This is a genomic window from Actinospineispora acaciae DSM 45401, from assembly GCF_000620785.1.
In the GTDB taxonomy this organism is placed as follows: domain Bacteria; phylum Actinomycetota; class Actinomycetes; order Mycobacteriales; family Pseudonocardiaceae; genus Pseudonocardia; species Pseudonocardia acaciae.
This window is the reverse complement of record NZ_JIAI01000001.1, coordinates 522,074-545,310: the sequence shown is the minus strand read 5'-3', so window position 1 is coordinate 545,310 and position 23,237 is coordinate 522,074. Positions and strand designations below refer to the sequence as shown.

At 73.1% G+C, this 23,237-nt stretch carries 24 protein-coding genes and 1 pseudogene; 20 read left to right on the top strand and 5 right to left on the bottom strand.

Annotated elements, in window-relative coordinates; all coding sequences use genetic code 11:
• Positions 1–36 precede the first annotated feature (36 nt).
• Complete coding sequence (locus tag N912_RS0102725; protein WP_051579488.1) at positions 37–1,278, bottom strand: helix-turn-helix domain-containing protein; 1,242 nt, start codon at positions 1,276–1,278, stop codon at positions 37–39.
• 302 nt (positions 1,279–1,580) lie between these two features.
• On the opposite strand from N912_RS0102725, the gene N912_RS0102720 reads away from it, so the two are divergent.
• The 7 genes from N912_RS0102720 to N912_RS0102690 are packed head-to-tail and all read left to right on the top strand — an operon-like array spanning position 1,581 to position 8,867.
• The gene (locus N912_RS0102720; RefSeq protein WP_028921214.1) at positions 1,581–2,897 is read left to right on the top strand and encodes an ABC transporter substrate-binding protein; all 1,317 of its coding nucleotides are present in this window, start codon (positions 1,581–1,583) and stop codon (positions 2,895–2,897) included.
• A complete protein-coding gene (locus tag N912_RS0102715) occupies positions 2,894–3,766 on the top strand; it encodes a carbohydrate ABC transporter permease (protein ID WP_028921213.1) in 873 nt (290 codons plus the stop codon). The genes N912_RS0102720 and N912_RS0102715 overlap by 4 nt, the downstream gene beginning before the upstream one ends.
• Entirely contained in the window at positions 3,763–4,554 is a 792-nt protein-coding gene (locus N912_RS0102710; protein WP_028921212.1) for a carbohydrate ABC transporter permease, read from the top strand. The genes N912_RS0102715 and N912_RS0102710 overlap by 4 nt, the downstream gene beginning before the upstream one ends.
• Positions 4,551–5,936, top strand: a complete 1,386-nt coding sequence (locus N912_RS0102705; RefSeq protein ID WP_028921211.1) for an LLM class flavin-dependent oxidoreductase — start codon at positions 4,551–4,553, stop codon at positions 5,934–5,936. Before N912_RS0102710 ends, N912_RS0102705 begins: the two co-directional genes overlap by 4 nt.
• Complete coding sequence (locus tag N912_RS0102700) at positions 5,933–7,105, top strand: SfnB family sulfur acquisition oxidoreductase (protein ID WP_028921210.1); 1,173 nt, start codon at positions 5,933–5,935, stop codon at positions 7,103–7,105. The genes N912_RS0102705 and N912_RS0102700 overlap by 4 nt, the downstream gene beginning before the upstream one ends.
• A gap of 22 nt (positions 7,106–7,127) precedes the next feature.
• The gene (locus tag N912_RS0102695) at positions 7,128–8,321 is read left to right on the top strand and encodes an acyl-CoA dehydrogenase family protein (protein WP_028921209.1); all 1,194 of its coding nucleotides are present in this window, start codon (positions 7,128–7,130) and stop codon (positions 8,319–8,321) included.
• Positions 8,322–8,363: 42 nt separating this feature from the next.
• Positions 8,364–8,867, top strand: a complete 504-nt coding sequence (locus tag N912_RS0102690) for a pyridoxamine 5'-phosphate oxidase family protein (RefSeq protein ID WP_037062679.1) — start codon at positions 8,364–8,366, stop codon at positions 8,865–8,867.
• 49 nt (positions 8,868–8,916) lie between these two features.
• Here N912_RS0102690 and N912_RS49065 read toward each other — a convergent pair whose 3' ends face one another.
• Positions 8,917–9,615, bottom strand: a complete 699-nt coding sequence (locus tag N912_RS49065; protein WP_064745135.1) for a TetR/AcrR family transcriptional regulator — start codon at positions 9,613–9,615, stop codon at positions 8,917–8,919.
• Between the two features lie 24 nt (positions 9,616–9,639).
• On the opposite strand from N912_RS49065, the gene N912_RS0102680 reads away from it, so the two are divergent.
• The 9 genes from N912_RS0102680 to N912_RS49055 all read left to right on the top strand — a co-directional run bounded on the left by N912_RS0102680 (position 9,640) and on the right by N912_RS49055 (position 17,763).
• Complete coding sequence (locus N912_RS0102680; RefSeq protein WP_028921207.1) at positions 9,640–10,116, top strand: SRPBCC family protein; 477 nt, start codon at positions 9,640–9,642, stop codon at positions 10,114–10,116.
• A gap of 174 nt (positions 10,117–10,290) precedes the next feature.
• The gene (locus N912_RS49060) at positions 10,291–10,956 is read left to right on the top strand and encodes a TetR/AcrR family transcriptional regulator (protein ID WP_051579483.1); all 666 of its coding nucleotides are present in this window, start codon (positions 10,291–10,293) and stop codon (positions 10,954–10,956) included.
• Between the two features lie 192 nt (positions 10,957–11,148).
• Complete coding sequence (locus tag N912_RS0102670) at positions 11,149–12,000, top strand: SDR family oxidoreductase (protein WP_028921206.1); 852 nt, start codon at positions 11,149–11,151, stop codon at positions 11,998–12,000.
• Positions 12,001–12,009: 9 nt separating this feature from the next.
• On the top strand, positions 12,010–12,447 hold the full coding sequence (locus N912_RS0102665; RefSeq protein ID WP_028921205.1) for a nitroreductase/quinone reductase family protein: 438 nt from the start codon (positions 12,010–12,012) through the stop codon (positions 12,445–12,447).
• Between the two features lie 55 nt (positions 12,448–12,502).
• Positions 12,503–13,159: a TetR/AcrR family transcriptional regulator gene (locus N912_RS0102660; RefSeq protein WP_028921204.1), complete on the top strand. Its 657-nt coding sequence runs from the start codon at positions 12,503–12,505 to the stop codon at positions 13,157–13,159.
• An 89-nt stretch (positions 13,160–13,248) separates the two neighbouring features.
• Positions 13,249–15,183: a flavin-containing monooxygenase gene (locus N912_RS0102655; protein WP_028921203.1), complete on the top strand. Its 1,935-nt coding sequence runs from the start codon at positions 13,249–13,251 to the stop codon at positions 15,181–15,183.
• Between the two features lie 115 nt (positions 15,184–15,298).
• Positions 15,299–16,651, top strand: coding sequence for a lysine N(6)-hydroxylase/L-ornithine N(5)-oxygenase family protein (locus N912_RS0102650; RefSeq protein ID WP_156993116.1), 1,353 nt, complete (start codon positions 15,299–15,301; stop codon positions 16,649–16,651).
• Positions 16,652–16,678: 27 nt separating this feature from the next.
• On the top strand, positions 16,679–16,906 hold the full coding sequence (locus N912_RS0102645) for an MbtH family protein (protein WP_028921201.1): 228 nt from the start codon (positions 16,679–16,681) through the stop codon (positions 16,904–16,906).
• A gap of 59 nt (positions 16,907–16,965) precedes the next feature.
• Positions 16,966–17,763: a helix-turn-helix domain-containing protein gene (locus N912_RS49055; RefSeq protein WP_051579481.1), complete on the top strand. Its 798-nt coding sequence runs from the start codon at positions 16,966–16,968 to the stop codon at positions 17,761–17,763.
• On the opposite strand, the gene N912_RS0102635 is transcribed toward N912_RS49055, so the two are convergent.
• Positions 17,753–18,151 (bottom strand): ArsR/SmtB family transcription factor, encoded by a 399-nt coding sequence (locus N912_RS0102635; RefSeq protein WP_051579478.1) that lies wholly within the window; start codon positions 18,149–18,151, stop codon positions 17,753–17,755. The genes N912_RS49055 and N912_RS0102635 overlap by 11 nt on opposite strands.
• Positions 18,152–18,237: 86 nt before the next feature.
• Between N912_RS0102635 and N912_RS0102630 the strand changes: the two genes are divergently transcribed.
• Together N912_RS0102630 and N912_RS61755 are read left to right on the top strand one after the other, a co-directional pair.
• The gene (locus tag N912_RS0102630; protein WP_037063323.1) at positions 18,238–19,701 is read left to right on the top strand and encodes an FAD-dependent oxidoreductase; all 1,464 of its coding nucleotides are present in this window, start codon (positions 18,238–18,240) and stop codon (positions 19,699–19,701) included.
• A 20-nt stretch (positions 19,702–19,721) separates the two neighbouring features.
• Positions 19,722–20,492: pseudogene (locus N912_RS61755) on the top strand (MFS transporter); the annotation flags it as partial.
• A gap of 225 nt (positions 20,493–20,717) precedes the next feature.
• On the opposite strand, the gene arsB reads toward N912_RS61755, so the two are convergent.
• Positions 20,718–21,932: an ACR3 family arsenite efflux transporter gene (arsB, locus tag N912_RS49050; RefSeq protein ID WP_084210537.1), complete on the bottom strand. Its 1,215-nt coding sequence runs from the start codon at positions 21,930–21,932 to the stop codon at positions 20,718–20,720.
• The gene (locus N912_RS0102610; protein ID WP_028921197.1) at positions 21,929–22,270 is read right to left on the bottom strand and encodes an ArsR/SmtB family transcription factor; all 342 of its coding nucleotides are present in this window, start codon (positions 22,268–22,270) and stop codon (positions 21,929–21,931) included. The genes arsB and N912_RS0102610 overlap by 4 nt, the downstream gene beginning before the upstream one ends.
• Before the next feature lie 97 nt (positions 22,271–22,367).
• Here N912_RS0102610 and N912_RS49045 point away from each other — a divergent pair, with 97 nt between their 5' ends.
• Positions 22,368–22,808 (top strand): ArsI/CadI family heavy metal resistance metalloenzyme, encoded by a 441-nt coding sequence (locus tag N912_RS49045; RefSeq protein WP_051579475.1) that lies wholly within the window; start codon positions 22,368–22,370, stop codon positions 22,806–22,808.
• The gene (locus tag N912_RS0102600) at positions 22,805–23,236 is read left to right on the top strand and encodes an arsenate reductase ArsC (RefSeq protein ID WP_028921196.1); all 432 of its coding nucleotides are present in this window, start codon (positions 22,805–22,807) and stop codon (positions 23,234–23,236) included. Before N912_RS49045 ends, N912_RS0102600 begins: the two co-directional genes overlap by 4 nt.
• Position 23,237 lies beyond the last annotated feature (1 nt).

Genomic DNA, 23,237 nt, shown 5'->3' with positions numbered 1-23,237 from the left:
TCGGGTGAGTACACCTTGTACCGTCACCCGGTCGGGCTACGCGTTCAAGCCGACTCTCTCGCAGAGGTCGCGCACGTCGTCGCGAAGCCCTGAGGGCGGCCGGTCTCGCAGGTCGAGCAGCATCTCGCGTGCGTAGCCGTTGTACTTGATGGTTTCCGGCGCGGTGCGTTCCGAGCGGTTCAGCATGGCCCACGTCGCCGCTCGTTCGTCGCGCTGGTGATGGGCGCGTGCCACCTCGATGAGGTGTCGGCTTCGGCGCGCGAGCGAAGGGATCGTGTCCGGGTCGAGCGAGTCGGCCGCCCGTAGCGCTTCCCCGGGGCGCCGCAGCTCGACGCCCAGGGTGACGGCGTGCGCGGCCATCACCGGTTGGGAGAACGATGACTGCACATGCCGATACCCCGGTCCGAGGCGACGCGCGAAGCCATCGGCCCACTCCCACCATGCCCAGGCGTCACCGTGCCGACCCCGGCGGGCGTACACGTACGCGATCTCGGAGTCCAGGGCGCCGACCATGCCACGCCAGTCGTCGGGGGCGCCGTTGCTCAGGTACGGGGTGAGCTGCCCGGCGGCGTCGGTGGCCAGCGCGATCGCTTCTTCCCAGCGGCCGGCATCACGGAGTGCCTGGACCATCGCCCAGGCACCGCCGGCCGCGACATAAGGATCGTCGGCCTCCTGGCCCTCGGTGAGCGCCCGGTCCGCGACCATCCACACCAACTCCGGCGCGGGTTGGTACGCCACATAGAAGTCAGCGAGTTGGTATACGCCTGACAAGGTTCGGCGGGCCTCTCGTCGTTCGTCCCCACGCAGGCCGCGCGCCGCCCGCTGAGCGTCGCGGATCAGGTCGGGGAGAAGCAGGCCAAGCTGGGTGCGATGGTCTGGGCTGGAGTGGCGGACCCGCCAGGCATCGCGCAGCCGGATGGCGAGATGCGTCAGGCTGGGGAGACGAGTGTCGCTGGTGATCCGATAGTCGGTAAGAGCGGCCTGGACCTCCGAGAGCGCCGCGTGGCGGGGACCGGCAAACGCCTCGGACGGGACACCACCCGAATCCTCGACGAGCTGGGCGACATCGCGGACGCCGAGCACGGCCGCGATCTGGACCAGCATCGGCAGTCGCGGCGCAAGGATGCGGCCACCCTCGACGGCCCTGACCCACTCAGCCGAGCGGCCCACCCGGTCTCCCAGGACCCGCTGTGACATGCCGGCCTGGTTGCGGAAGTAGCGGATGCGTTGCCCCAAGGGCTTCCCGGCGAGGTCATCCACACGGGCGGAATCAGCCATGTCCGAGGTCCGATCAAGGGCCGCCAACAGCGCAGACTGTACGCCACACAGCGGACCACGTGTGACGCACGCCGCGCTCGGCGTTCATAAGGTTGTCAAAATCCATCAACTTGGCCAAGAATCGGGCGGAACCCAGGCCGGTCGGAGGGAGGCGAACGTGGTGGCATCGCCCGAGCGTCGCCGTGCCCGGCTGGTCCGGCGGCATCATGTGGACTTCTGCCTGACCTGCACCGCGGTCTGTCGGGGCTGACGCAAACCCAGCCCCCGTCCCATCCACCGGCCACGGCCGGTCAGGAGACCGCATGCCTTCCCTGTCCCGCCGTTCGCTGCTCCACGCCGGCCTCGGCGCCGGCGCCTTCGCCGCGCTGGCCGCGTGCGCCGGCTCCGGATCGGGCACCGCGCTCGCCGCCGGCCCGCCCGCCGACCTGCGCGGCGCCACCATCCGCGCGATGGTCAACCAGCCGCACGTGCAGGCGTTCACCCAGTTGCTCGCGCCCGCGTTCGCCCGCGAGTTCGGCGGGCAGCTCACCGTCACCGCCGTGCCGTACGACCAGCTGACCAGCCAGCAGATCCTGGACGTGCAGGGCGGGGCCGGGCAGTTCGACGTGTTCGACTACTTCTACTTCGGGCTCGGGCTGCTGGTGGATGCGGGCGCGCTGGTCGACCTCACCGACTACCTCGCCGCGGTCGACACCACAGACTTCCTGCCCTCGGTGTACGACGCGTGCACGCTGCTGGGCGGGCGGCGCTACGGCGTCCCGTTCGACGGGGACGTGCACGTGCTGTACTACAACCGCGCGGTGTTCGAGCGGTACGGGGTGGCGCCGCCGAACACCTGGGACGAGTACGACGCGGCCACCCGGACGATCACCGAGCGCAGCGGCCGGAGCGTGTACGGCGCCGTGGTCGAGGGCCAGCAGGTGCCGATGATCCTGGGCTGCTCATTCATCAACCGGCTGGCCGGGTACGGCGGCAGCCTGGTCGGGCCGGACGGCGCGCCGAGGCTGAACTCCGAGGAGGCCCGAGCGGCGCTGCGGCACCTGGTGGACGTGGCCCCGTACGCGCTGCCGACGCCGCTGCAGATCGGGTTCGACCAGGCCAACTCGGCGTTCCTGTCCGGGCAGGCCGCGATGCTGGACACCTGGACCGACCTCGGGCTCAAGGCCCAGGACCCGTCGTCCTCGAAGATCGTCGACCAGTGGGGGGTGCTGCCGCTGCCCGTCGGCGGCGCCAACACCGAGCACCGCACGGCGCTCAACGCCGGGTTCGGGCTCGGCGTCTCGACGGCCGCGCGGGACAAGGCCAAGGCCGCCGCGTTCGTCGCCTGGGCCACCGACCCGGCGCGCAACCTCCTGCTGGCCAGCACCGCGGGCTCCGGGATCGACCCGGCCAGGCGCAGCACCCTGGGCTCCGCCGAGTACGAGCGCGCCGCCGGACGCGCCACCGGGGTGATCAGGGACGCGCTGGCCGGCCACCCACTGGCCTGGCCGAAGGACAAGCGCGCCCCGAAGCTCCTGCAGGACCTGGTCGACCAGCTCGCGCTCGCCATCCAGGGCACCCAGAGCGTCGAGCGGTCGCTGGCCACCGCGCAGCAGAACTGGGAACGGGCGCTGGGATGAGCCGGTCCCGGGTGCCGCTCTGGATGGCCGCGCCGGCGGTGACATCACTGCTGGTCACGGCCGGCTATCCGGCGGTGGTGGGGGTCGCGCTGGCGTTCACCGAGTCGTCGCTGGCCCGGCCGCTGCGCGGGTTCGCGGCGTTCGACAACTTCGTGGCGGCGGCCGAGTCGGTCGCGTTCGCCGGCTCGCTGCCCCGGTCGGTGGTGTTCGCGGTGCTGGCCACCGTGCTGAGCGTGGGCTGCGGGGCGGCGTGCGCGTTGGCGCTGGACGCGCGCGGCGGGCGGTTCGGTTTGGTGGGCGCCGTGCTGTTGTTGCCGATGGTGACGCCGCCGGTCTCCGTCGGGGTGGCGTGGAAGCTGATGCTGGCGCCGGTCGGCGGGGCGTTCGCGCCGCTGTGGGCCGCGCTCGGGTTCGCGGGCTTCAACCCGTTGGGCAGCGGCGCCGGGGCGTTCGCCACACTGGTGCTGATCCACGTCTGGCAGTGGACGCCGCTGGTGACGCTGCTGGTGTACGCGGCGCTACTGGGCGTTCCCGTTGAGCTGAGGGAGGCGGCGGCGCTGGACGGGGCCGGTCGGTGGCGCTCGCTGGTCTCGGTGGTCGGCCCGGTGGTAGCGCCGTCCGTGCTGGCCGCCGCGATCCTGGAGCTGGTCATCGCGTTCAAGGTGTTCGACCTGGTGGCGGTGGTGACGGCGGGCGGGCCCGGAATGTCGACCACGGTGGCCGGGTTCGAGGTGTTCCGCACCGCGTTCCGGGGCAGCTTCGAGGTGGGCACGGCGGCCGCCGAGACGCTGCTGCTCGGCGTCGTGGTGGGGGTTGCGCTGGCGGTGGCCGGGATGGTCACCAGGCGGGTCCGGGGAGCGGACGGGTGAGCCGCGCGCTGCTCGGCGTGGCGGCGGTGCTCGCGGTGACGCCGGTGCTGTTCCTGGCGTCGCTGTCGCTGCGCGGCACCGAGGACGTGCAGAACGGCGGCTGGCTGCCGTCGCGGGTGCGGTGGGACAACTGGCCGGCCGCGTTCGACACCGTCCCGCTGGCCGGCATGCTGGCCAACTCCTGGCTGGTCGCGCTCGGCGCCACGCTGCTCACCGCGCTGGTCGCGGCGCCCACGGCGTACGTCACGGCGCGGGGTGGCGGAGAAGGGCGGCGGCTCTACTCGCTGCTGCTCGCCGCCTACTGCGCGCCGCCGGTGGTCGCGGTGCTGCCGCTGTACTTCCTGCTCAAGGGCGTCGGGCTGACCAACTCGGCGCTCGGGCTGGCGCTGGTCAACGGGCTGGCGAACGTGCCGGTGGCGGTGTGGCTGCTGGACGGGTTCGTGCGGCGGGTGCCGGTGGAGATCGAGGAGGCGGCCTGGGTGGACGGGCTGTCCGTCGCGGCCGGCGCCCGCCGGGTGGTGCTCCCGCTCATCGCGCCCGGGCTGGTCGCGGCCTGCCTGGTGTGCTTCTTCCTGGCCTACAACGAGTTCCTGTTCGCCGTCTCGTTCGCCCAGTCGCCGTCGTCGCAGACGCTGACCGTGGGCCTGTCGCTGTTCCAGGGCGACCGGACCGTCCAGTTCGGACAGCAGGCCGCCGCGTCCCTGGTGGCCATCGTGCCCGTGTACCTGCTCGCCGTCGCCGCCCAGCGCCACCTGGTCGGCGGCCTGTCCCAAGGAGCCGTGCGGTGAGTCCCCGACGCATCCACCTCAACGCGTTCGACATGACCTGCGCCGGGCACCAGGCACCGGGCCTGTGGCGCCACCCGGAGGACCGGTCGCACCGGTACCGGGACCTGCGGTACTGGACGGACCTGGCCCGACTGCTCGAACGCGGCGGGTTCACCAGCCTGTTCATCGCCGACGTGCTCGGGCTCTACGACGTCTACCGGGGCGGGCCGGAGCCGGCGCTGCGGGACGGCATCCAGGTCCCGGTGGGGGAGCCGACGCTGGCCGTGCCCGCGATGGCCGCCGTGACCGAGCACCTGGGCTTCGGCGTGACGGTCTCGCTGACCTACGAGAAGCCGTACGCGTTCGCCCGCCGGTTCGCCACCCTGGACCACTACACCGGCGGGCGGATCGCCTGGAACGTGGTGACCTCGTACCTGGAGTCGGCCGCGCGCAACCTCGGCCTGGAGCACCAGGTGCCGCACGACCGGCGCTACGACGTGGCCGACGAGTTCATGGAGGTGGTGTACAAGCTCTGGGAGGGCTCCTGGGAGGACGACGCGGTCCGGCTCGACCGCGCCGCCGGCGTCTACACCGACCCGGCGAAGGTGCATTCGATCGGGCATCGCGGCCGGTACTTCGACGTGCCGGGCATCGCGCTCACCGAGCCCTCGCCGCAGCGCACCCCGGTGATCTTCCAGGCCGGCGCGTCGCCCCGGGGCCGGCGGTTCGCCGCCGCGCACGCCGAGGGCATCTTCGTCACCGCGACCCGCCCGGAGATCCTGGCCCGCTCGATCGCGGCCACCCGCGCCACCGCCGAGGAGCTGGGCCGCGACCCGCGCTCGATCAAGTTCTTCACGCTGATGACGGTGATCACCGCGCCCACCGACGCCGAGGCCCAGGCCAAGTACCGCGACTACGCCCGGTACGTGAGCCTGGAGGGGGCGCTCACCCTGTACGGCGGCTGGAGCGGGCTGGACCTGTCCCGGATGGACCCGGACCGGCCGCTGCGCTACGCCGAGACGGACGCGGTGCGCAGCGCGGTGGAGGCGTTCACCACCGTGGACCCGGAGCGGGACTGGACGCCGAGGGACATCGCGGAGTGGATCGGCATCGGCGGCATGGGCGTCGTGGTGGTGGGCAGCCCGGCCACGGTGGCCGACGAGATGCAGCGCTGGGTGGACGTGGCCGACGTGGACGGGTTCAACCTGGCCTACGCGATCACCCCGGGCACGTTCGAGGACCTGGTCGAGCTGGTGGTGCCCGAGCTGCGCCGGCGCGGCCTGCTGCCCGCCGGGTACGCCGGCGACACGCTGCGCGAGGAGCTATACGGGCCTGGGCAGGTCCGGCTGCGTCTCGACCATCCGGGCGCCCGGTTCGCGCACCGCGAGGCGGTGGCTCCGTGATCACCGACGCGGCGCAGGCACTGAAGGTGGCGGGGGAGTTCGCCGCGCGGCTGGCCGCCGGGGACTCCGAGCGGGACGCGAACCGGACGCTGCCCCGGGAGCAGGTCGCCGAGCTGGCCGCGTCCGGGCTGCTCGGGGTCACCGTGCCGGCCCGGTTCGGCGGCGCCGACCTGGACGCGCGCACCATGGGCGAGCTGATGGCCGTGCTGTCCGCCGGGGACGCCAGCGTCGGTCAGATCCCGCAGAACCACTACTTCTTCGTGCAGGTGCTCACCGAGGCGGGCAGCGAGGAGCAGCAGAAGTTCTTCGCCGCCGAGGTGCTCGCCGGGCGGCACTTCGGCAACGCGCTGTCCGAGCGGGGCACCCGCACCGCCCGCGACTTCGCCATCGGGTTCTCGCCCCGACCCAATGGCGACGTGGAGATCGACGGCACCAAGCACTACGCGACGGGGGCGCTGTTCGCCCCGTGGATCCCGATCTACGCCAACGACCCGGACGGGCGGCTGGTGGCCGCGTGGGTGCCGGCCGACGCGCGTGGCGTGACGGTGGTGGACGACTGGGCCGGGATGGGGCAGCGCACCACGGCCAGCGGGACCGTCCGGTTCGACCGGGTGGTGATCCCGTCGCGGTGGGTGGTGCCGATCGGGGAGGTGTTCGAGCGGCCGGAGGTGTTCGGCGCATTCGGCAACTACCTGCACGCCGGGATCGACCTGGGCATCGCGGACCGGGCGCTGCGCGACGGCCGGGAGCTGATCCGCACGCTGGCCCGGCCCAGGGCGGAGTTCGACCCGCCGTCGGCGCACGAGGACCCGCTGGTCGTCCACGGTTTCGGGGAGCTGGCGCTGCGGGTGCGGGCGGCCAGGGCGCTGCTGCACGACGCCGGCGACGCGATCGACGCGGCCCGCCGTTCGCTGACGGCGACCAGCGCGGCCGAGGCGTCGGTGGCGGTCGCGGCGGCGCGCGCGGCGGCGGACACCGCGGCGGTGAGCGTGGCCAGCGACGTGTTCGCGCTGGTCGGAACCAGGGGCGCGGCGGACGCGCTGAACCTGCACCGGCACTGGCGCAACGCCCGCACCCACACGCTGCACGACCCGCGCCGGCTCAAGATCCAGTACATCGGCGACCACGCGCTCAACGACCGGCCGCCGCCCAGCACCGGCCTGGTCTGACCGATCAGCCTGAGGGGGAGAGATGACCGAAGTCCGTACGTCACAGCACGCCGCCGACGCCGCCCGCGAGGTGGCCACCGTGCTCGCCAAGGACGCCCTGGAGCGGGACCGGGCGAACGCCGAACCGACCGCCGAGGCCCAGCTGCTGCGCGACGCGGGGCTGCCGGCGCTGCTGCTGCCGCGCGAGGTGGGCGGCGCGGGGCTGGACTGGTCGGTCGGGCTGCGGGTGGTCAGGACGATCGCGGAGGCGGACGGGTCGATCGCCCAGCTGCTCGGCTACAGCTACGTCAACGCGGCGAACCTGGTGTGGGTCGCGGGTCCGGACGGGCTGCGGCGCTGGGGTCCGCCGTCGGCGGCCGGGCAGTGGCTGTGGGGTGACGCGGTGAACCCCGTCGACCCGGATCTCGAACTGGTCCCGGACGGCGAGGGCTACCTGCTGCGCGGGCGGAAGAACTTCTCCACCGGGGTATCGGTGGGGGATGCCTCGGTGGCCGCCGGGGCGGTCCGGCATGCAGACGGCTCGGCGGGGGAGCACCTGCTGGTGGCGTTCCGGGGAGACGACCCGGGGTTGGTTCGGGGCGGCGACTGGGACAACCTCGGCCAGCGGCTCTCCGCCAGCGGCAGCGTCACCTTCCACGACCTGGTGATCGGGCCGGACCAGGTGCTCGGGCCGATCTCCTCGGCGCGCGCCACCCCGCGCTCGTCGCTGGTCACGCCGGCGATCCAGGCCGTGTTCGGGAACCTCTACCTCGGCATCGCGCGGGGGGCGCTGGCCACCGCCAGGGAGTACACGCTGTCCACGTCGCGGCCGTGGCTGTTCTCCGGGGTGGAGCGGGCGGGCGCCGACCCGTACGTGCTGGCCAGCTACGGGCGGCTGGTGTCCTCGGTGCGCGCGGTCGGCGCGCTGGCCGACCAGGTCGGCGAGCACCTGGCCCGCGCGGATGCGGCCGGGGCGGCGCTGACCTGGGAGGAGCGCGGTGAGCTGGCCGAGCACGTGGCCGCGCTCAAGGTGGAGTCCACGGAGGTGGCGCTGCGGGTCACCTCGACGGTCTTCGAGGTGACCGGCGCCAGGGCGACCGGCAACGCCGTCGGGTTGGACAGGTTCTGGCGCAACGTCCGCACCCACACGCTGCACGACCCGGTGGCCTACAAGCAGCGGGAGGTCGGCGACCACTTCCTGAACGGGACCCATCCGCCGTTTACGCTGTACACATAGGTCGGGACGTACGGCGGCCGGCCTCGGGGCAGGATTCACCGCATGCTGGTCGACGACTTTGCCGCCATCGAGGACGACTTCGTACGGATGACGACGCAGACGGTGTTCTGCACGGCCACCACGGTGGACCCGCTGGGCCGGCCGAGGAACCGGATGTTGCACCCGATCTTCGTGGTCCGCGACGGGCGGCCGGTGGGGTGGGCGGTGACCGGCCGGACCCCGGTCAAGACCCGCCACCTGGCGGCGAACCCGCACCTGGCCTGCGCGTTCTGGAACCCGACCCAGGACACCGTGTTCGTCGACTGCGTGGCCGCCTGGGTCACCGACGACGACGAGAAGCGGCGGGTGTTCGACCTGTTTCTGGAGACGCCCACGCCGTTGGGCTGGGGCGCGGACGGGATGGCCGGGTTCGGGCCGGAGAGGTGGCGGCACTCGCTGTTCACCCCGCTGCGCCTGGACCCGTGGCGGGTGCAGGTGATGGCCGGCGCCGAGTATCCCTCGGGCGAGCTGGCCGGTCGGGTCTGGCGCCGGCCACCCTCGCGGTGATCCGGGGAGTTCCCCGATTCGCCTGCCTTCCGGCCGGCGGCGCGCGGCGTCAGCGGCCTGACCAGAGGCGACGGATGCCGCTGATGGGCCACCACCGGTCTCGGCGCGCACGCTGCTCGTGTCCGACGTCCGCGCCCGGTGTCCCGGGCGGGGTCAGGGTCGCGACGGCGTGCGCCACCCAGGCATCGGCGAAGCGGTCCGCGTCGACATCGCCGGGGGCGTGGCCGATCAGCGTGTTCAGGATCGGGTAGTAGGTCAGCGAGGCGAGCAGCACCGCCCCGGTCGCTTCGGGGTCGGCGACCCGGACGGTGCCCCGGTCCCGCTGCGCGTCCAGCCACCGGGTGAACCCGTCGTAGACGTTGGCGCGCACCTCGGCCCAGATCTCGGCGAGCAGGTCGGGGGCGTCGTCGAGGTCGCGCAGCATCACCCGGAGCACCTGGCGGTCGCGCTCCATGCCGGCCCAGACCACGCGCACCACGTACCGCAGCGCCTCGACCAGGTCGTCGGGCAGCTCGCCGCCCGAGGACCGGCTGCCCTCGCGCATGGTGACCACGTGCGTGTTGATCACCTCCGCGAGCAGGGCGCGCTTGGACGGGAAGTGCTTGTACAAGGCCCCGGATCCGCCGGTGAGGCCGCAGGCGAGCTGGATGTCCGCGACCGAGGTGGCGGCGTAGCCCTTGCTGGCGAACAGCCGGGTGGCCTCGGCGATGAAACGTTCCCTCGGTGTGGTTCGGGCTGGTTCTGACACGAGGTGAGAGAGTACTCTCTCACCATGATTAGAGTTCAGGTGAGGGAGACGATCGGGTGCACTCCCGACGAGATCCTCGAGTTCGTGATGGACATCGAGCGCTACGCCGCCGAGGTCGACGACAAGATCCGCCCGGTGACCTGGGCGCGACGGGACGGCAACCTCGTGGAGTTCGAGTGCCGGCCGAAGCTCGCCGGCGTTCGGCAGCCGAAGGTGGTGCAGCAGGTTCGGCTGATCCCGGGCAGGCGGATCGACATCTCGATGTCCCCGCCGCCGAGGAACCGGCTGCAGCACGCGATCGCGCGGTTCGACGCCAGCTTCGAGTGCGCCGAGGCCGACGGCGGCGCCACCCTGGTCACCCGGACCCTGACGTTCCGGGTCACGCCGGCGATGCGCTGGCTGGTCGAGCCGCTGCTGCGCCGGCGCCTCCCGGCCGAGGTGCGCGAGGAGGTCCGGCTCGCCAAGCAACACCTGGAACGGCGCAGCGCTGATCCCGCCTGACCCGCATCGGGCATCCGGCTGGGCGGCGCGCGGAGCCGTTGCGTATCGGCACGCAGGGCACAGCACCCGCACCGGCGAGCAGCGCGCGCCGACCTGACCATGCGGGGAAATCCCCGTTTCGGCGTGAGATACGGTAACGGGGGAATCCCCGTTTTGATTGGTCAGGCTCCCCGAATGCCCCAGCACGTCGCCGCCTCGGTGCCGGCCGTATCCCTGGTCACCGGCGTCGGCCCGCCCAGGCGGACCGACGCGCGGCGCAACTACAAACGGCTGCTGGCCGCCGCCAGCGACCTGTTCGTCGAGCGCGGCCCCGACGCCCCGCTGGACGAGATAGCCAAGCGCGCCGGGGTCGGCAACGCCACCCTCTACCGCCACTTCCCGACCCGGCGCGACCTGCTGGTCGCGGTGTGCGTCGGCGACGTGGAGGCGCTCTGCCGCCACGGCAACGACCTGCGCGCCACCCACCCGCCGGCCGAGGCGCTCGCCGAGTGGCTGTGGGCGTTCATCGAGCACGTGACGGCGAAGCAGGGCCTGGCCGCCGCGCTGCTGACCGGCCGCGACGAGGACTCGGCCGTGATCACCGCGTGCCAGCGCGCCATCGACGCCACCGGCGCCGCGCTGCTGGAACGCGCCCAGACGGCCGGCGCGGTGCGCCCGGACCTGGGCCTCGGCGAACTGCTCCGCCTGGTCAACGCGATCGCGATCGCGGCGGAGCCGGACGGCGCGCACGGCGCGGAGAGGCTGCTCTCGCTGGTGCTCGACGGCGTCCGCCGCCGAACCGCCGTCGACCCTGCGCCTCCACCCGGTGCTCGTCCCGGGCGCGCCGCCCCGAACCCGTGACGACCAGCGGCGGCCAGCCCGGCCGACATCCGCCCTACCGTCACCATCCGTGACCCCCACCACGAGCGCCAACCGGGCCGCGCCGCCGACCACATGCAGGCGCTTCGCACGTTCCCGGACCCGACAGGGCGGGCAAACCCGCGCGCCGCGTGCGAGGGTGTCGATCTCGCGATGGGAGGGACGGTGGGAGCGATGAGTGATCCAGGCGTCGCGGTGGTGACCGGCGCCGGCTCGGGCCTGGGCAGGGAGATCTCCAGGGCGCTGCTGGGCGCCGGCTGGCGGGTCGCGCTGGCCGGGCGGCGGGCCGAGCGACTGGAGGAGACCGCGAACCCGGATGTGCCCGAACGCGCGACTCAGGGTGCTGAGACATTGGCTCGCTCGCGAGCTCGCTCGCCCGAGGTCGGTCGCTGCGCTCCCTCTCTGACGCCCGACTCGCGGTGGGGTGGGCGGGTGGTCACCTTGAGTACGGACGTGGGGGATCCGGAGTCGGTGGCCGGCCTGTTCGACGCGGTGCTCGGGGAGTGGGGGCGGGTGGATCTGTTGGTGAACAACGCGGGGACGTTCGGGCGGGCGGGGGCGGTGGACGAGCTGTCGTACGCGGACTGGCAGGCGGCGGTGCAGGTCAACCTCACGGGCGCGTTCCTGTGTGCGCACCATGCGTTCCGGATCATGCGCGACCAGCGGCCCCAGGGCGGCCGGATCATCAACAACGGCTCGATCTCCGCGCACAGCCCGCGCCCGCGCAGCGTCGCCTACACCGCGACCAAGCACGCCATCACCGGCCTGACCAAGTCGATCTCGCTGGACGGGCGGGCGCACCGGGTCGCCTGCGGGCAGATCGACATCGGCAACGCGAGCACCGAGATGACCAAGGGGATCGCCACCGGAGCGCCCCAGGCCGACGGCAGCGTCCGCGCCGAGCCCACCTTCGAGGCCCGCCACGTCGCCGACGCCGTGCTCTACATGGCGGCGCTGCCGCTGGACGCGAACGTGCAGTTCCTGACGATCACCGCCACCAGCATGCCGTTCATCGGCAGGGGCTAGCTTGATGCCATGTCCGTACCCGACGACGTTCACGCCTTCAACCGCGCGATCATCGACGAGTTCCGGGCCAACAACGGCCGGGTCTCGCACGAGATGCTCAGGAACGCGCGCCTGGTCCTGCTCACCACCACCGGTGCCAGGACCGGCCAACCGCGCACCACGCCGGTGGCCTACTTCGACGACGGCCCCGGCCGCATCGTGCTCTGGGCCTCGGCGCGCGCGGCTCCCACCCACCCGGCCTGGTACCGCAACCTCGTCGCCAACCCGCGGGTGACCCTCGAGTTCGGCACCGAGACCGCCGCGGGCACCGCCAGCACCGCGCACGGCGCCGAACGTGACAGGCTGCTCGACGCCCTGCGCAGCGCCAACCCGGCCATGGCCGCCCACCAGGACCAGACCGAGCGCGAGATCCCGCTGGTCGTGATCACCCAGGAAGGTCCGGCCTGACCCGGGATATCATTCCCGTCGGAATGTATGTCCCGCCAGCCGTGGGAGGACGGTCGTGCCTCGCAAGCCGCCGGAGCGCAGCTACGACCCGGACCAGACGCGGCGCGCGCTGCTGGACGCGGCGCTGGACCTGTTCGCCGAGCGCGGCTTCCGCACCACCTCGACGCAGGACGTGGCCGACCGCGCCGGCGTGACCAAGGGCGCGTTCTACCACCACTTCGAGACCAAGGACCGCGCGCTGCACATCCTGCACGACCAGTTCCTCGACAAGATCGTGGAGCAGCAGCGGCACGCCCTGCGGCGCTACACCTCGCCGATCGACCAGCTCGCCCGGATGGCGTTCGACGTGGTCATGGTCTGCATCGACTACCAGAAGCACGTCCGGGTCTTCTTCCGCGAACAGCACCTGCTGACCGGCGAGACGCGGGACGCGATCCTGGCCAGGCGGCGCGACTTCACCCGGCTGTTCCAGGACACCGTGCGGCGCGGGATCGCCGTGGGGGAGTTCTCCGCCGGGCAGGACGCGGACGTCGCCGCGCTCGGGGTGCTCGGCCTGTGCATCTGGTCCTACCAGTGGTACCACGAGGACGGCGCGCTGCGGCCGGGCCAGGTCGCGGCGCAGTTCGCGGCGATGGCGCTGCGCGGGCTCGGCGCGACCAGGCCGGCGGAGATCGACACCTCGCCGGACGCGGCCGTCCCGGTCCCGTCCTGATCGTTCCTGACCGCCTTGCACCCCCGTATCGCCGTAGGTACATTCCGACTAGCTGGAATGAATTGTCGACGGGGGAGCGACAGCCCGGGATGACGCCGACTCCGGACCGACCGCTCGACCATGACCGGCTGCGCGCCGCCGTCGCGGCGGCGAACCTGCCCACCCTGGTCATGGTGCTCTTCCACCTCACCGGCGACCGGCGCTGGCTGCGCGACCCGTACCGCCCGAGCCGCACCCGTGGGCTGGGCCCGAACGACGCCGGCGGCTTCGACGAGCCCACCGCCGCCCACATCCGCGCCGAGGCCGTCACCGCCATCGCCGCCTGGTCGCGCGGCGCCCCGGTGGCGGTGCCCGACCCGGGCGTCGAGCTGCTGCGCGAGATGCTCAGCACCTGTGTCGCCGAGGCGGTGCCGGACGAGTACGAGCGGCTGATGCGCGAGGAGATGGGCTTCGAGCCGGCGCCCGAACCCGAACCGGTGCCGCCGGAGCGGATCGCCGCGCGCGACTTCCGCGTGGTGGTGATCGGCGCGGGCGCCTCCGGGCTGATCGCCGGCGTACGCCTGCGAGCCGCCGGGATCCCGTTCGTCATCCTGGAGCGCAACGCCGACGTCGGCGGCGTCTGGCTGACCAACGCCTATCCCGGCGCCGGGGTGGACACGCCGAGCTACCTGTACTCGTTCTCGTTCTACCGCCGCAACTGGTCCACGCACTTCGGCAAGCGCGACGAGGTGGCCGGCTACCTCTCGGACATGGCCGACCACTTCGGGCTGCGCGAGCACATCAGGTTCGGCGTGACCGTGGACGAGCTGCGCTACGACGAGCCGGCGCGGCGGTGGACGGTGAGCGCGCACGGCCCGGACGGCGGCGGCCACGAGTACGAGGCCACGGCGGTGGTCAGCGCGGTCGGCCTGTTCCACACCCCGAAGGTGCCGGAGCTGCCCGGGCTGGGCTCGTTCCGCGGCCCGATCTTCCACAGCGCGCGCTGGCCGTCCGACCTCGACCTGACCGGCAAGCGGGTGGCGGTGGTCGGCACCGGCGCGAGCGCGATGCAGGTGGTGCCCGCGATCGCCGACCGGGTCGAGCGGCTGACGGTGCTGCAGCGCTCCGCGCAGTGGATCGCACCCGACGAGGAGTACTACCGCCCGATCGGCCCGGACGTGCACTGGCTCATGGACCGGGTGCCGTACTACCACGCCTGGTACCGGTTCCGGCTGGCGTGGGTGTTCAACGACAGGGTGCACCCGTCGCTGCGCATCGACCCGGACTGGCCGCACCCGCAGCGCTCGCTCAACGCCGTCAACGACGGCCACCGCCGCTACTTCGCCCGCCACCTGCGCGACCAGCTCGCCGACCGGCCGGACCTGGTCGAGAAGTGCCTGCCGGACTACCCGCCGTTCGGCAAGCGCATGCTGCTCGACACCGGCTGGTACGCCGCGCTGAAGCGGGACAACGTCGAGCTGGTCGCCGAGGGCGTCCGAGAGGTCACCGAGACCGGCGTGGTCAGCACCGGCGGACAAGCCGTCGACGCGGACGTGGTGGTGCTCGCCACCGGCTTCGACGCCCAGCGCTACCCCGGCACGCTCCGGGTGACCGGACGGGGCGGCCGGACGCTGCGCGAGCAGTGGGGCGAGGACGACGCGTCGGCCTACCTCGGCATCTGCGCGCCGGGCTTCCCGAACCTGTTCTTCATGTACGGGCCGAACACCAACGCGGGTGCCGGCGGCAGCTTCATCTTCATCGCCGAGGCCCAGGGCCACTACATCGTCGACCTGGTCACCCGGATGGCCCGCGACGGCGTCGGCGCGCTGGAGTGCCGCCCCGAGGCGCACCGCCGCTGGGTCGCCGACGTCGACGCCGAGCACGCCCGGATGGTGTGGAGCCACCCCGGCATGACCACGTACTACCGCAACTCCCGTGGCCGGGTCGTGACGAACTCGCCCTACCGGGTCGTGGACTACTGGGCGATGACCCGCGACCCGGACCCTGCCGACTTCGTCGAGACACCGGCCGATCACCAAGTGTGATCTCGCTTCACTCGGGTAGCGCTCAGCTCCACCGATAGTGTTTGGTTAGCCTACCCTCAGACTCACGGACCAAGGCACACGCTCGCCTCGCCGCCTGCCCGTCGAAAGGATGTCGATGTCACCATCCGCCTCCGCCCCGCTCGAACCAAGCGTCGAGGTCCTGGACGTGATCGGGGTCGGATTCGGGCCGTCCAACCTCGCGCTTGCGATCGCGCTCGCGGAGCACAACCTCGGCGGCCGGAAGCTGACGGCGCGTTTCATCGAGCGCCAGGAGCGCTTCGGCTGGCATCGCGGCATGCTGATCGAGGACGCAACGATGCAGGTCTCGTTCCTGAAGGACCTGGTCACCCCGCGCAACCCGGAGAGCCCGTTCACCTTCCTGAGCTACCTGCACAGCCGAGACCGGCTGTCGGACTTCATCAACTACGGCAGCGTGTACCCGAGCCGGCTGGAGTTCCACGACTACCTGGAGTGGGCCGCGGCGAAGTTCGCCGACCAGGTCGACTACGGCAGCGAGGTGGTCGCCATCCGGCCGGTGCGGCGCGCGGACGGTCTGGTCGAGCACGTCGAGATCCAGGCTCGCGACGCGCTCGGCGACGTCACCACTCACCGCGCCCGCAACGTCGTGCTCGCCACCGGCCTGACCCCGCACCTGCCGGCCGGGGTCACCCCCGGCGAGCGGATCTGGCACAGCCACGACCTGCTGCGGCTCGCGCCGAAGCTGATCGGCACCGGCCCCGAGCGGGCGGTCGTGGTGGGCGCCGGGCAGAGCGCCGCGGAGGTGCTCGGCTACCTGCACACCGCGCTGCCCGACACCGAGGTGTGCGCGGTCTTCGCCCGGTACGGCTACAGCCCCGCCGACGACAGCTCGTTCGCCAACCGGATCTTCGACCCGGTCGCGGTGGACGAGTTCTACACCGCGCCGGACGCGGTGAAGGCCCGGCTGCTGGACTACCACGCCAACACCAACTACTCGGTGGTCGACCCGGAGCTGATCGACGCGCTCTACCGCCGGCACTACCACGAGCGGGTCGCCGGCCGGGAGCGGCTGCGGTTCCTCAACATGACCCGGGTGACCGAGGTCGCGCAGGTCGGCGACCGGGTGGAGCTGGCCGTCGAGTCGCTGGTGGACGGCAGCGTCGAGGTGATCAACACCGACCTGGTCGTCTACGCCACCGGCTACCGCTCCAGCGACCCGGACGCGCTGCTCGGCGACTTCGGGGTGTCCTGGGATCGGGACGCGGCCGGCCGGCTGCGGATCCGCCGCGACTACCGGGTGGCCACCGCGCCCGAGGTGCTCGCCGGGGTCTACCTGCAGGGCCCCACCGAGCACACCCACGGGATCTCCTCGTCCCTGCTGTCCAACGTCGCCGTGCGAACCGGCGAGATCGTGGCCTCGATCTCGGCGGCGGCCGTCGACCAGGACCGCCAACCGGTGGGCCGCCCGACCGCGCCCGCCGCCCGCTGACCACCCCGTCCCGCGAAGGAGTCGCCCATGTCCAGCAACCCGTTCGACGACGAGAACGGCACCTTCTACGCGCTGCGCAACGACGAGGGCCAGTACTCGCTGTGGCCCACGTTCGTCGACGTCCCGGACGGCTGGGAGGTGGCGCACGGCCCGGACACCCGGCAGGCCTGCCTCGACCACGTCGAACGGCACTGGACGGACATGCGCCCGCGCAGCCTGGTCGAGCACATGGCGGCGGCCAAGGACAACCCGTGAGTGGCTAGGGTCGCCATGGCGACCCTAGCCACTCACGGGTGGCGGCTACTGTTGCGCTCGTGCGGGTGAGGGACCGGATCGCCACCGACGCGAGCTTCACCGTCGCGGACCTGCGTATCGTCGAGCCCCGGACGGCCTGGTCGGCGCCCGAGGCCGGGGCCGGGTACCGGATGGTGTTCATCCGGCGCGGCGCGTTCCGGCTGCGGATCCCCGGCTGGGAGGGCCTTGCCGACCCGGCCACCGCCTACCTGGGCCGCCCCGGCGACGAGCAGAGCATCGCGCACCGTCCGGGCCGCGAGGACGTGTGTACGGAGGTCGGGCTCGACGCGGCGTTCGCCCGCGAGCTGCGGCTGGACCAGACGCCGACCCACCCGGTGCTGACCAGCGGCCGGCTGGACCTCGCGCACCGCGCGCTGGTGGCGCGGGCCCGCCGGGGCGCCGACGGGTTCGAGCTGGCCGAACGCATCGTCTGGCTGGCCGCCGAGCTGCCGCGCCGGGCCGACCGCCGCGCCGGGCCGGCGGAAATGGCGCCGTTTCGCCGGCGGGTGGTGGAGTCCGCCCGTGAGCTGCTCACCGCCGACCCCGCGTGGACCGGACTGGACACGCTCGCGCGGCGAGTGGGCGTCTCCCGCTCGTACCTCAGCCGGACCTTCCGCTCGCACACCGGCGAGACCCTCACCCGCTTCCGCAACGGGCTGCGGCTGCGCGCGGCGCTGGACCGGATCGAGGCGGGGGAGACCGACCTGGCCGGGCTGGCCGCCGACCTCGGCTTCGCCGACCACGCCCACCTGAGCCGGGCCATGCGCGCCGAGGTGGGCCACCCGCCGAGCCGGGTGCGGGCGCTGCTCAGCCGCTGACGCCTCGTCCGGCCGGCTGCGCCCGAGCGGGGGTGCAGCAGGCGGTGGCGCCCTCGGGGGTGAGCGCGGCGAGGCTGGCCAGGAGCTGCACGGGCGCGGCCAGGGCCTGGCAGCACAGGTCGTAGATGTTGCTGCGCCCCCTCGGGGTGACGCTGACCAGCCCTTGCTGGCGCAGCGGGGCGAGGTGGTGGCTGACCAGAGTCTGGCTCATCCCGGTCGCCTCGGTCAGCTCGCGCACCGAGCGCGGGCGTTCGGCCAGTAGGACCAGCAGGAGCAGCCGGTTCTCGTCGCCGAGCGCCTTCAGGCAGGCCGCGAGCTGGCGCGCCTGGTCGAGCACCGAGGCATCGCTGGTCACGTCGAGCAGGGCGACGTCGAGTTCCCGCGTCACGTATATCAGTAAAGCACAGTGGCATTAACAGTAGATGCTGTTTATAGTCGCGATGGTTGTTGATGCTGGCGAGTGAGGAGGTCGTGGTGAGCGAGCGAGAGATCAGCGCGGGGGACGGGCCGGTGGTCGTGATCGGGGCCGGGCCCGTCGGGTTGGCGGCGGCCGCGCACCTGGTGGAGCGCGAGCTGCCGTTCCTGGTGGTGGACGCCGGCGCGGGGCCGGGGGCGTCGGTGCGGCGGTGGGGCCACGTGCGGCTGTTCAGCCCGTGGCGCTACAACATCGACCCGGCGGCGCGCCGGCTGCTGACCGAGGCCGGGATCACGCTGCCCGCCGACGAGGACCTGCCGACCGGGGCCGATCTGGTGGCCCGCTACCTCGAGCCGCTGGCCGCTCTGCCGCGGATCGCGCCCCGACTGCGTTACGGCGCCGAGGTGGTGGCGATCGGCCGGGTCGGCGCGGATCGGGTGCGCACCGCCGGACGGGAGGACACGCCGTTCGTGGTGCGCCTGGCCGACGGGTCGGAGATCACCGCCCGCGCGGTGCTGGACGCCTCGGGCACCTGGCGGACCCCGAACGTGCTCGGCGGCAACGGGCTGGCCGCGCACGGCGAGCGCGAGGCGGCCGGGTGGATCGACCACGCCCTGCCCGACGTGCTCGGCGCCGACCGGGACCGCCACGCCGGCCGGCACACGGTGGTGGTGGGGGCCGGCCACTCCGCGGCGACCACCCTGCTCGCGCTCGCCGACCTCGCGGCGTCCGCCCCGGGCACCCGCATCACCTGGGCGATCCGCGCGGACGCACCCGACCGGACCTACGGCGGCGGCGAGGACGACCAGCTGCCGGCCCGAGGCGCGCTGGGCGCGGGCCTGCACCACCTGGTCGCCGCCGGCCGGGTCGAGCTGGCCACCGGGTTCCGGGTGCACACCGTGCGGGCCGGCGCGGACGGCGGGGCCGGCGGGGTGCGGCTGCTCGACGCGGCCGGCCGGTCGATCGACGCCGACCGGGTGGTCGCCGCCACCGGCTACCGGCCGGACTGGCGGCTGGCCGGCGAGCTGCGCCTGGAGCTGGACCCGATCCTGGAGGCCGCCCGCGAGCTGGCCCCGTTGATCGACCCGAACGTGCACTCCTGCGGCACCGTCTACCCGCACGGCGTCGCCGAGCTGTCCCACCCCGAGCCCGGCTACTTCGCGCTCGGCTCGAAGAGCTACGGCCGGGCGCCCACGTTCCTGATGGCCACCGGCTACGAGCAGGCCCGCTCGGTGGTGGCCGCCCTGGCCGGCGACTGGGCGGCGGCACGGGACGTCCGGCTCGCGCTACCCGAGACCGGCGTGTGCTCGGTGAGCACCGGGCTGCAGGGCATCGCCGCCGACCTGGGCCTGCCCGCCGACGTCCCGGACCAGCTCATGACCGCCACCGCCCGGCACCTGGGCTCCGCCGCCACCCCGGTGGACGCCGTGCTCACCGCGGCGGCCGAGCTCGGCCTCGACCCGACCGCCACCCGCCGGTTCGCCGCCTTCGCCGCCGCGCAGGCCGGCGACCACACCGGTTGAGCCCGGCGGCGCTGCGCCGCGTGCTGGTGGTGCTGTGCGGCACGCAGATCACCAGCTGGGGCGTGCTCTACTACGCGTTCCCGGTGCTCGCGCCGTCGATCGCCGCCGACACCGGCTGGCCGGTGGCCACCGTGACCGCCGCGTTCTCCGTCGGCCTGGTGGTCGCCGCGCTGGCCGGTGTCCCGGTGGGGCGGTGGCTGGACCGCCACGGCCCCCGCCCGCTCATGACCGCCGGGTCGGTGCTGGCGGTGCCGGCCGTGGTGGGCATCGCGCTGGCCGGGCCGCTGCCGGTGTTCTTCGCCGCGTGGGTGCTGGCCGGCGTGGCGATGTCCGCGACGCTGTACCCGCCGGCGTTCGCCGCGCTGACCCGCTGGTGGGGTCCGCGCAGGGTGACCGCGCTGACCGCGCTGACCCTGTTGGCCGGGCTGGCCAGCACGATCTTCGCCCCGCTCACCGCCGCCCTGCTCGACCACCTCGGGTGGCGGCACGCCTACCTCGCGCTCGCGGCGGTCCTGGCGGTGGTGACGATCCCGGCGCACTGGCTCGGGCTGCGCGGGCCCTGGCCAGCACAGCCCGAGCCCGACCCCGCCGACCACCCCGACCGGGCGCCCGGAACGATCGCACGCAGCCGTCCGTTCCTGCTGCTGGTCGCGGCCGTCGCGCTGGCCACGTTCACCGCGTTCGCGGTGGTGGTCAACCAGATCCCGCTGCTGCTCGAACGCGGGCTGTCCACCGGCCTGGCCGCCTGGGCGCTCGGGCTGGGCGGGCTCGGGCAGGTGCTGGGCCGCCTCGGCTACCGCCGGCTGGCCGCCGCGACCACCGTCCGTACCCGGGGCGTGCTCATCCTGGGGTTGTCCGCCGCCGCGACGGCCCTGCTCGCGGCGGTTCCCGGGCCGGCGCCGCTGCTCATCGCCGCCGCCATGCTCGCCGGCGCCGCCCGGGGCGTGTTCACCCTGCTCCAGGCCACCGCCGTCAGCGACCGCTGGGGCGCCGCCCACTACGGCCGGCTGAACGGGCTACTCTCCGCCCCCGCCATGTTCGCCACCGCGCTGGCCCCCTGGGCCGGCGCCGCGCTGGCCGCGACGCTCGGCGGCTACCCAACCCTGTTCGCCACGCTTGCCGCCACCGCCGTGCTGGCCGCCGCCCTGATCGCCGGCGCCACCCCACGACCCCGGGGCGGCTGACCGGCGGCGGGCCCACAGCGACACGTACACCAGCCCGACCAGGACCGGGACCTCGATGAGCGGGCCGACCACGCCCGCCAGCGCCTGGCCGGAGGCCACCCCGAAGGTGGCGACGGCCACCGCGATGGCCAGCTCGAAGTTGTTGCCGGCGGCGGTGAACGCCAGCGTGGTGGTGCGCTCGTAGCTCAGGCCGATGCCCCTGCCGAGGGCGTAGGAGCCGGCCCACATCAGCGCGAAGTAGGCCAGCAACGGCAGCGCGATCCGCGCCACGTCCACGGGTTGGCTCAGGATCGCCTCGCCCTGCAGCGCGAACAGGATCACGATGGTGAACAGCAGCCCGTAGAGGGCGAACGGGCCGACCCGGGGCAGGAACCGGGTCTCGTACCAGGCCCGGCCGAGGGCGCGTTCGCCGAGGCGGCGGGACAGGTAGCCGGCCAGCAGCGGGATGCCCAGAAAGATCAGCACGGCGCGGGCGATCTGCCAGGCCGACACGGTCAGCTCGGCCCGGGGCAGGCCCAGCCAGCCGGGCAGCACGGCAAGGTAGAACCAGCCCAGCCCGGCGAACGCGACCACCTGGAACACCGAGTTCAGCGCGACCAGCACGGCGGCGGCCTCCCGGTCCCCGCACGCCAGGTCGTTCCAGATGATGACCATGGCGATGCAGCGGGCCAACCCGACAATGATCAGCCCGGTGCGGTACTCGGGCAGATCGGGCAGCAGCAGCCAGGCCAGCGCGAACATCAACGCCGGCCCGAACACCCAGTTCAGCAGCAGCGAGCTGACGAGCAGGCGGCGGTCGCGGGTGACGGTGTCGAGCCGGTCGTAGCGGACCTTGGCCAACACCGGATACATCATCACCAGCAGCCCGAGCGCGATCGGCAGCGAGACCCCGCCGACCGAGACCGCGTCGAGCGCCTCACCCAGACCGGGAACCAGCCGCCCGCCCGCCAGGCCCACGGCCATCGCCGCGAGGATCCACACCGGCAGGAACCGGTCCAACGTCGACAGCTTCGCGACCACGCCCGCCGTGGGGTTCGCCCCACTCACGCCCCGACCACCAGGACCGTCGAGAGCCGAGCAAGGGTCTCGGGATGCACCCGGTAGTAGACCCAGGTGCCGCGCCGCTCGCCGGAGATCAACCCGGCCTCGCGCAGCACCTTCAGGTGGTGGCTGATCGTCGGCCCGGTCAGGTCGAACACGCCGCTCAGGTCGCACACGCACGCCTCCCCACCCTCGTGGGAGGCGATCAGCGACAGCAGCCGCAACCGCACCGGATCGCCCATCGCCTTGAACAGCCGGGACAGCTCGACCGCCTGCTCGGCGCTCAGCGGCTCGCACACCAGCGGCGAGCAGCAGCCCACCGCCTCGTCCAACACCGCCAACATTCGATCCTGATTTGACACTTGTCTACCTTGACAGCCTTCGAATCAAGGCGCAAGGTTCTGTCTCGACGCCTGTCGAAACAGAAGGAGTGGATCACCGATGTCTCGTGTCCAGCTCGCGCTGCGCGTCTCCGACCTGGAAGGGTCGATCGAGTTCTACCGGTCGCTGTTCGGGGTCGAGCCGGCCAAGCGCCGCCCCGGCTACGCCAACTTCGCCCTCGCCGAGCCCCCGCTGAAGCTGGTCCTCATCGAGGGCAGGCCCGACCAGCCCACCGTGATGGACCATCTCGGGGTCGAGGTCGAGACCACCGACGAGGTGCGCGCCGCCACCGACCGGCTCGCCGGGCTCGGCCTGACCACCGCCGTGGAGAGCGACACCACCTGCTGTTACGCCCTGCAGGACAAGGTCTGGGTGCGCGGACCCGGCGCCGAGCCGTGGGAGGTCTACACCGTCAAGGCCGACGCCCCGGAGGCCCTCAGCATCCACGGCCTCGGCCAACCCGACACCGGCGAGTGCGTCTGCGGTGCACCCGAGTCATGACCGGCACCTCGCACCGCGAGACCGCCAGGCCGGTGGTGCTGTTCCTGTGCACGCACAACGCCGGCCGCTCCCAGATGGCCCTCGGGTTCTTCACCCACCTCGCCGACGGCCGGGCGGTGGCCTGGTCCGGCGGCTCGACCCCGGCCGGTGACATCAACCCCGCCGCGGTCGCCGCCATGGCCGAGCGCGGCATCGACATCTCCGGCGAGCACCCGAAACGCTGGACCGACGAGACCGTCCGGGCGGCCGACGTCGTGATCACCATGGGATGCGGGGACGCCTGCCCCGTCTTCCCAGGCCGCCGCTACGAGGACTGGTCGCTCGACGACCCCGCCGGGCTGGAGCTCGACCGGGTACGGCCGATCCGCGACCAGATCGAACACCGGGTGCGTGACCTGCTCGCCCGGCTCGGCGTCACCGTGGCGTGAC

Coding starts and splice junctions, on each gene's coding strand:
- N912_RS0102725 (WP_051579488.1), bottom strand. CDS start 1,278: ATGGCTGATTCCGCCCGTGTGGATGACCTCGCCGGGAAGCCCTTGGGG.
- N912_RS0102720 (WP_028921214.1), top strand. CDS start 1,581: ATGCCTTCCCTGTCCCGCCGTTCGCTGCTCCACGCCGGCCTCGGCGCC.
- N912_RS0102715 (WP_028921213.1), top strand. CDS start 2,894: ATGAGCCGGTCCCGGGTGCCGCTCTGGATGGCCGCGCCGGCGGTGACA.
- N912_RS0102695 (WP_028921209.1), top strand. CDS start 7,128: ATGACCGAAGTCCGTACGTCACAGCACGCCGCCGACGCCGCCCGCGAG.
- N912_RS0102690 (WP_037062679.1), top strand. CDS start 8,364: ATGCTGGTCGACGACTTTGCCGCCATCGAGGACGACTTCGTACGGATG.
- N912_RS0102680 (WP_028921207.1), top strand. CDS start 9,640: ATGATTAGAGTTCAGGTGAGGGAGACGATCGGGTGCACTCCCGACGAG.
- N912_RS49060 (WP_051579483.1), top strand. CDS start 10,291: ATGCCCCAGCACGTCGCCGCCTCGGTGCCGGCCGTATCCCTGGTCACC.
- N912_RS0102670 (WP_028921206.1), top strand. CDS start 11,149: ATGAGTGATCCAGGCGTCGCGGTGGTGACCGGCGCCGGCTCGGGCCTG.
- N912_RS0102665 (WP_028921205.1), top strand. CDS start 12,010: ATGTCCGTACCCGACGACGTTCACGCCTTCAACCGCGCGATCATCGAC.
- N912_RS0102655 (WP_028921203.1), top strand. CDS start 13,249: ATGACGCCGACTCCGGACCGACCGCTCGACCATGACCGGCTGCGCGCC.
- N912_RS0102650 (WP_156993116.1), top strand. CDS start 15,299: ATGTCACCATCCGCCTCCGCCCCGCTCGAACCAAGCGTCGAGGTCCTG.
- N912_RS0102645 (WP_028921201.1), top strand. CDS start 16,679: ATGTCCAGCAACCCGTTCGACGACGAGAACGGCACCTTCTACGCGCTG.
- N912_RS0102610 (WP_028921197.1), bottom strand. CDS start 22,270: ATGTTGGCGGTGTTGGACGAGGCGGTGGGCTGCTGCTCGCCGCTGGTG.
- N912_RS49045 (WP_051579475.1), top strand. CDS start 22,368: ATGTCTCGTGTCCAGCTCGCGCTGCGCGTCTCCGACCTGGAAGGGTCG.
- N912_RS0102600 (WP_028921196.1), top strand. CDS start 22,805: ATGACCGGCACCTCGCACCGCGAGACCGCCAGGCCGGTGGTGCTGTTC.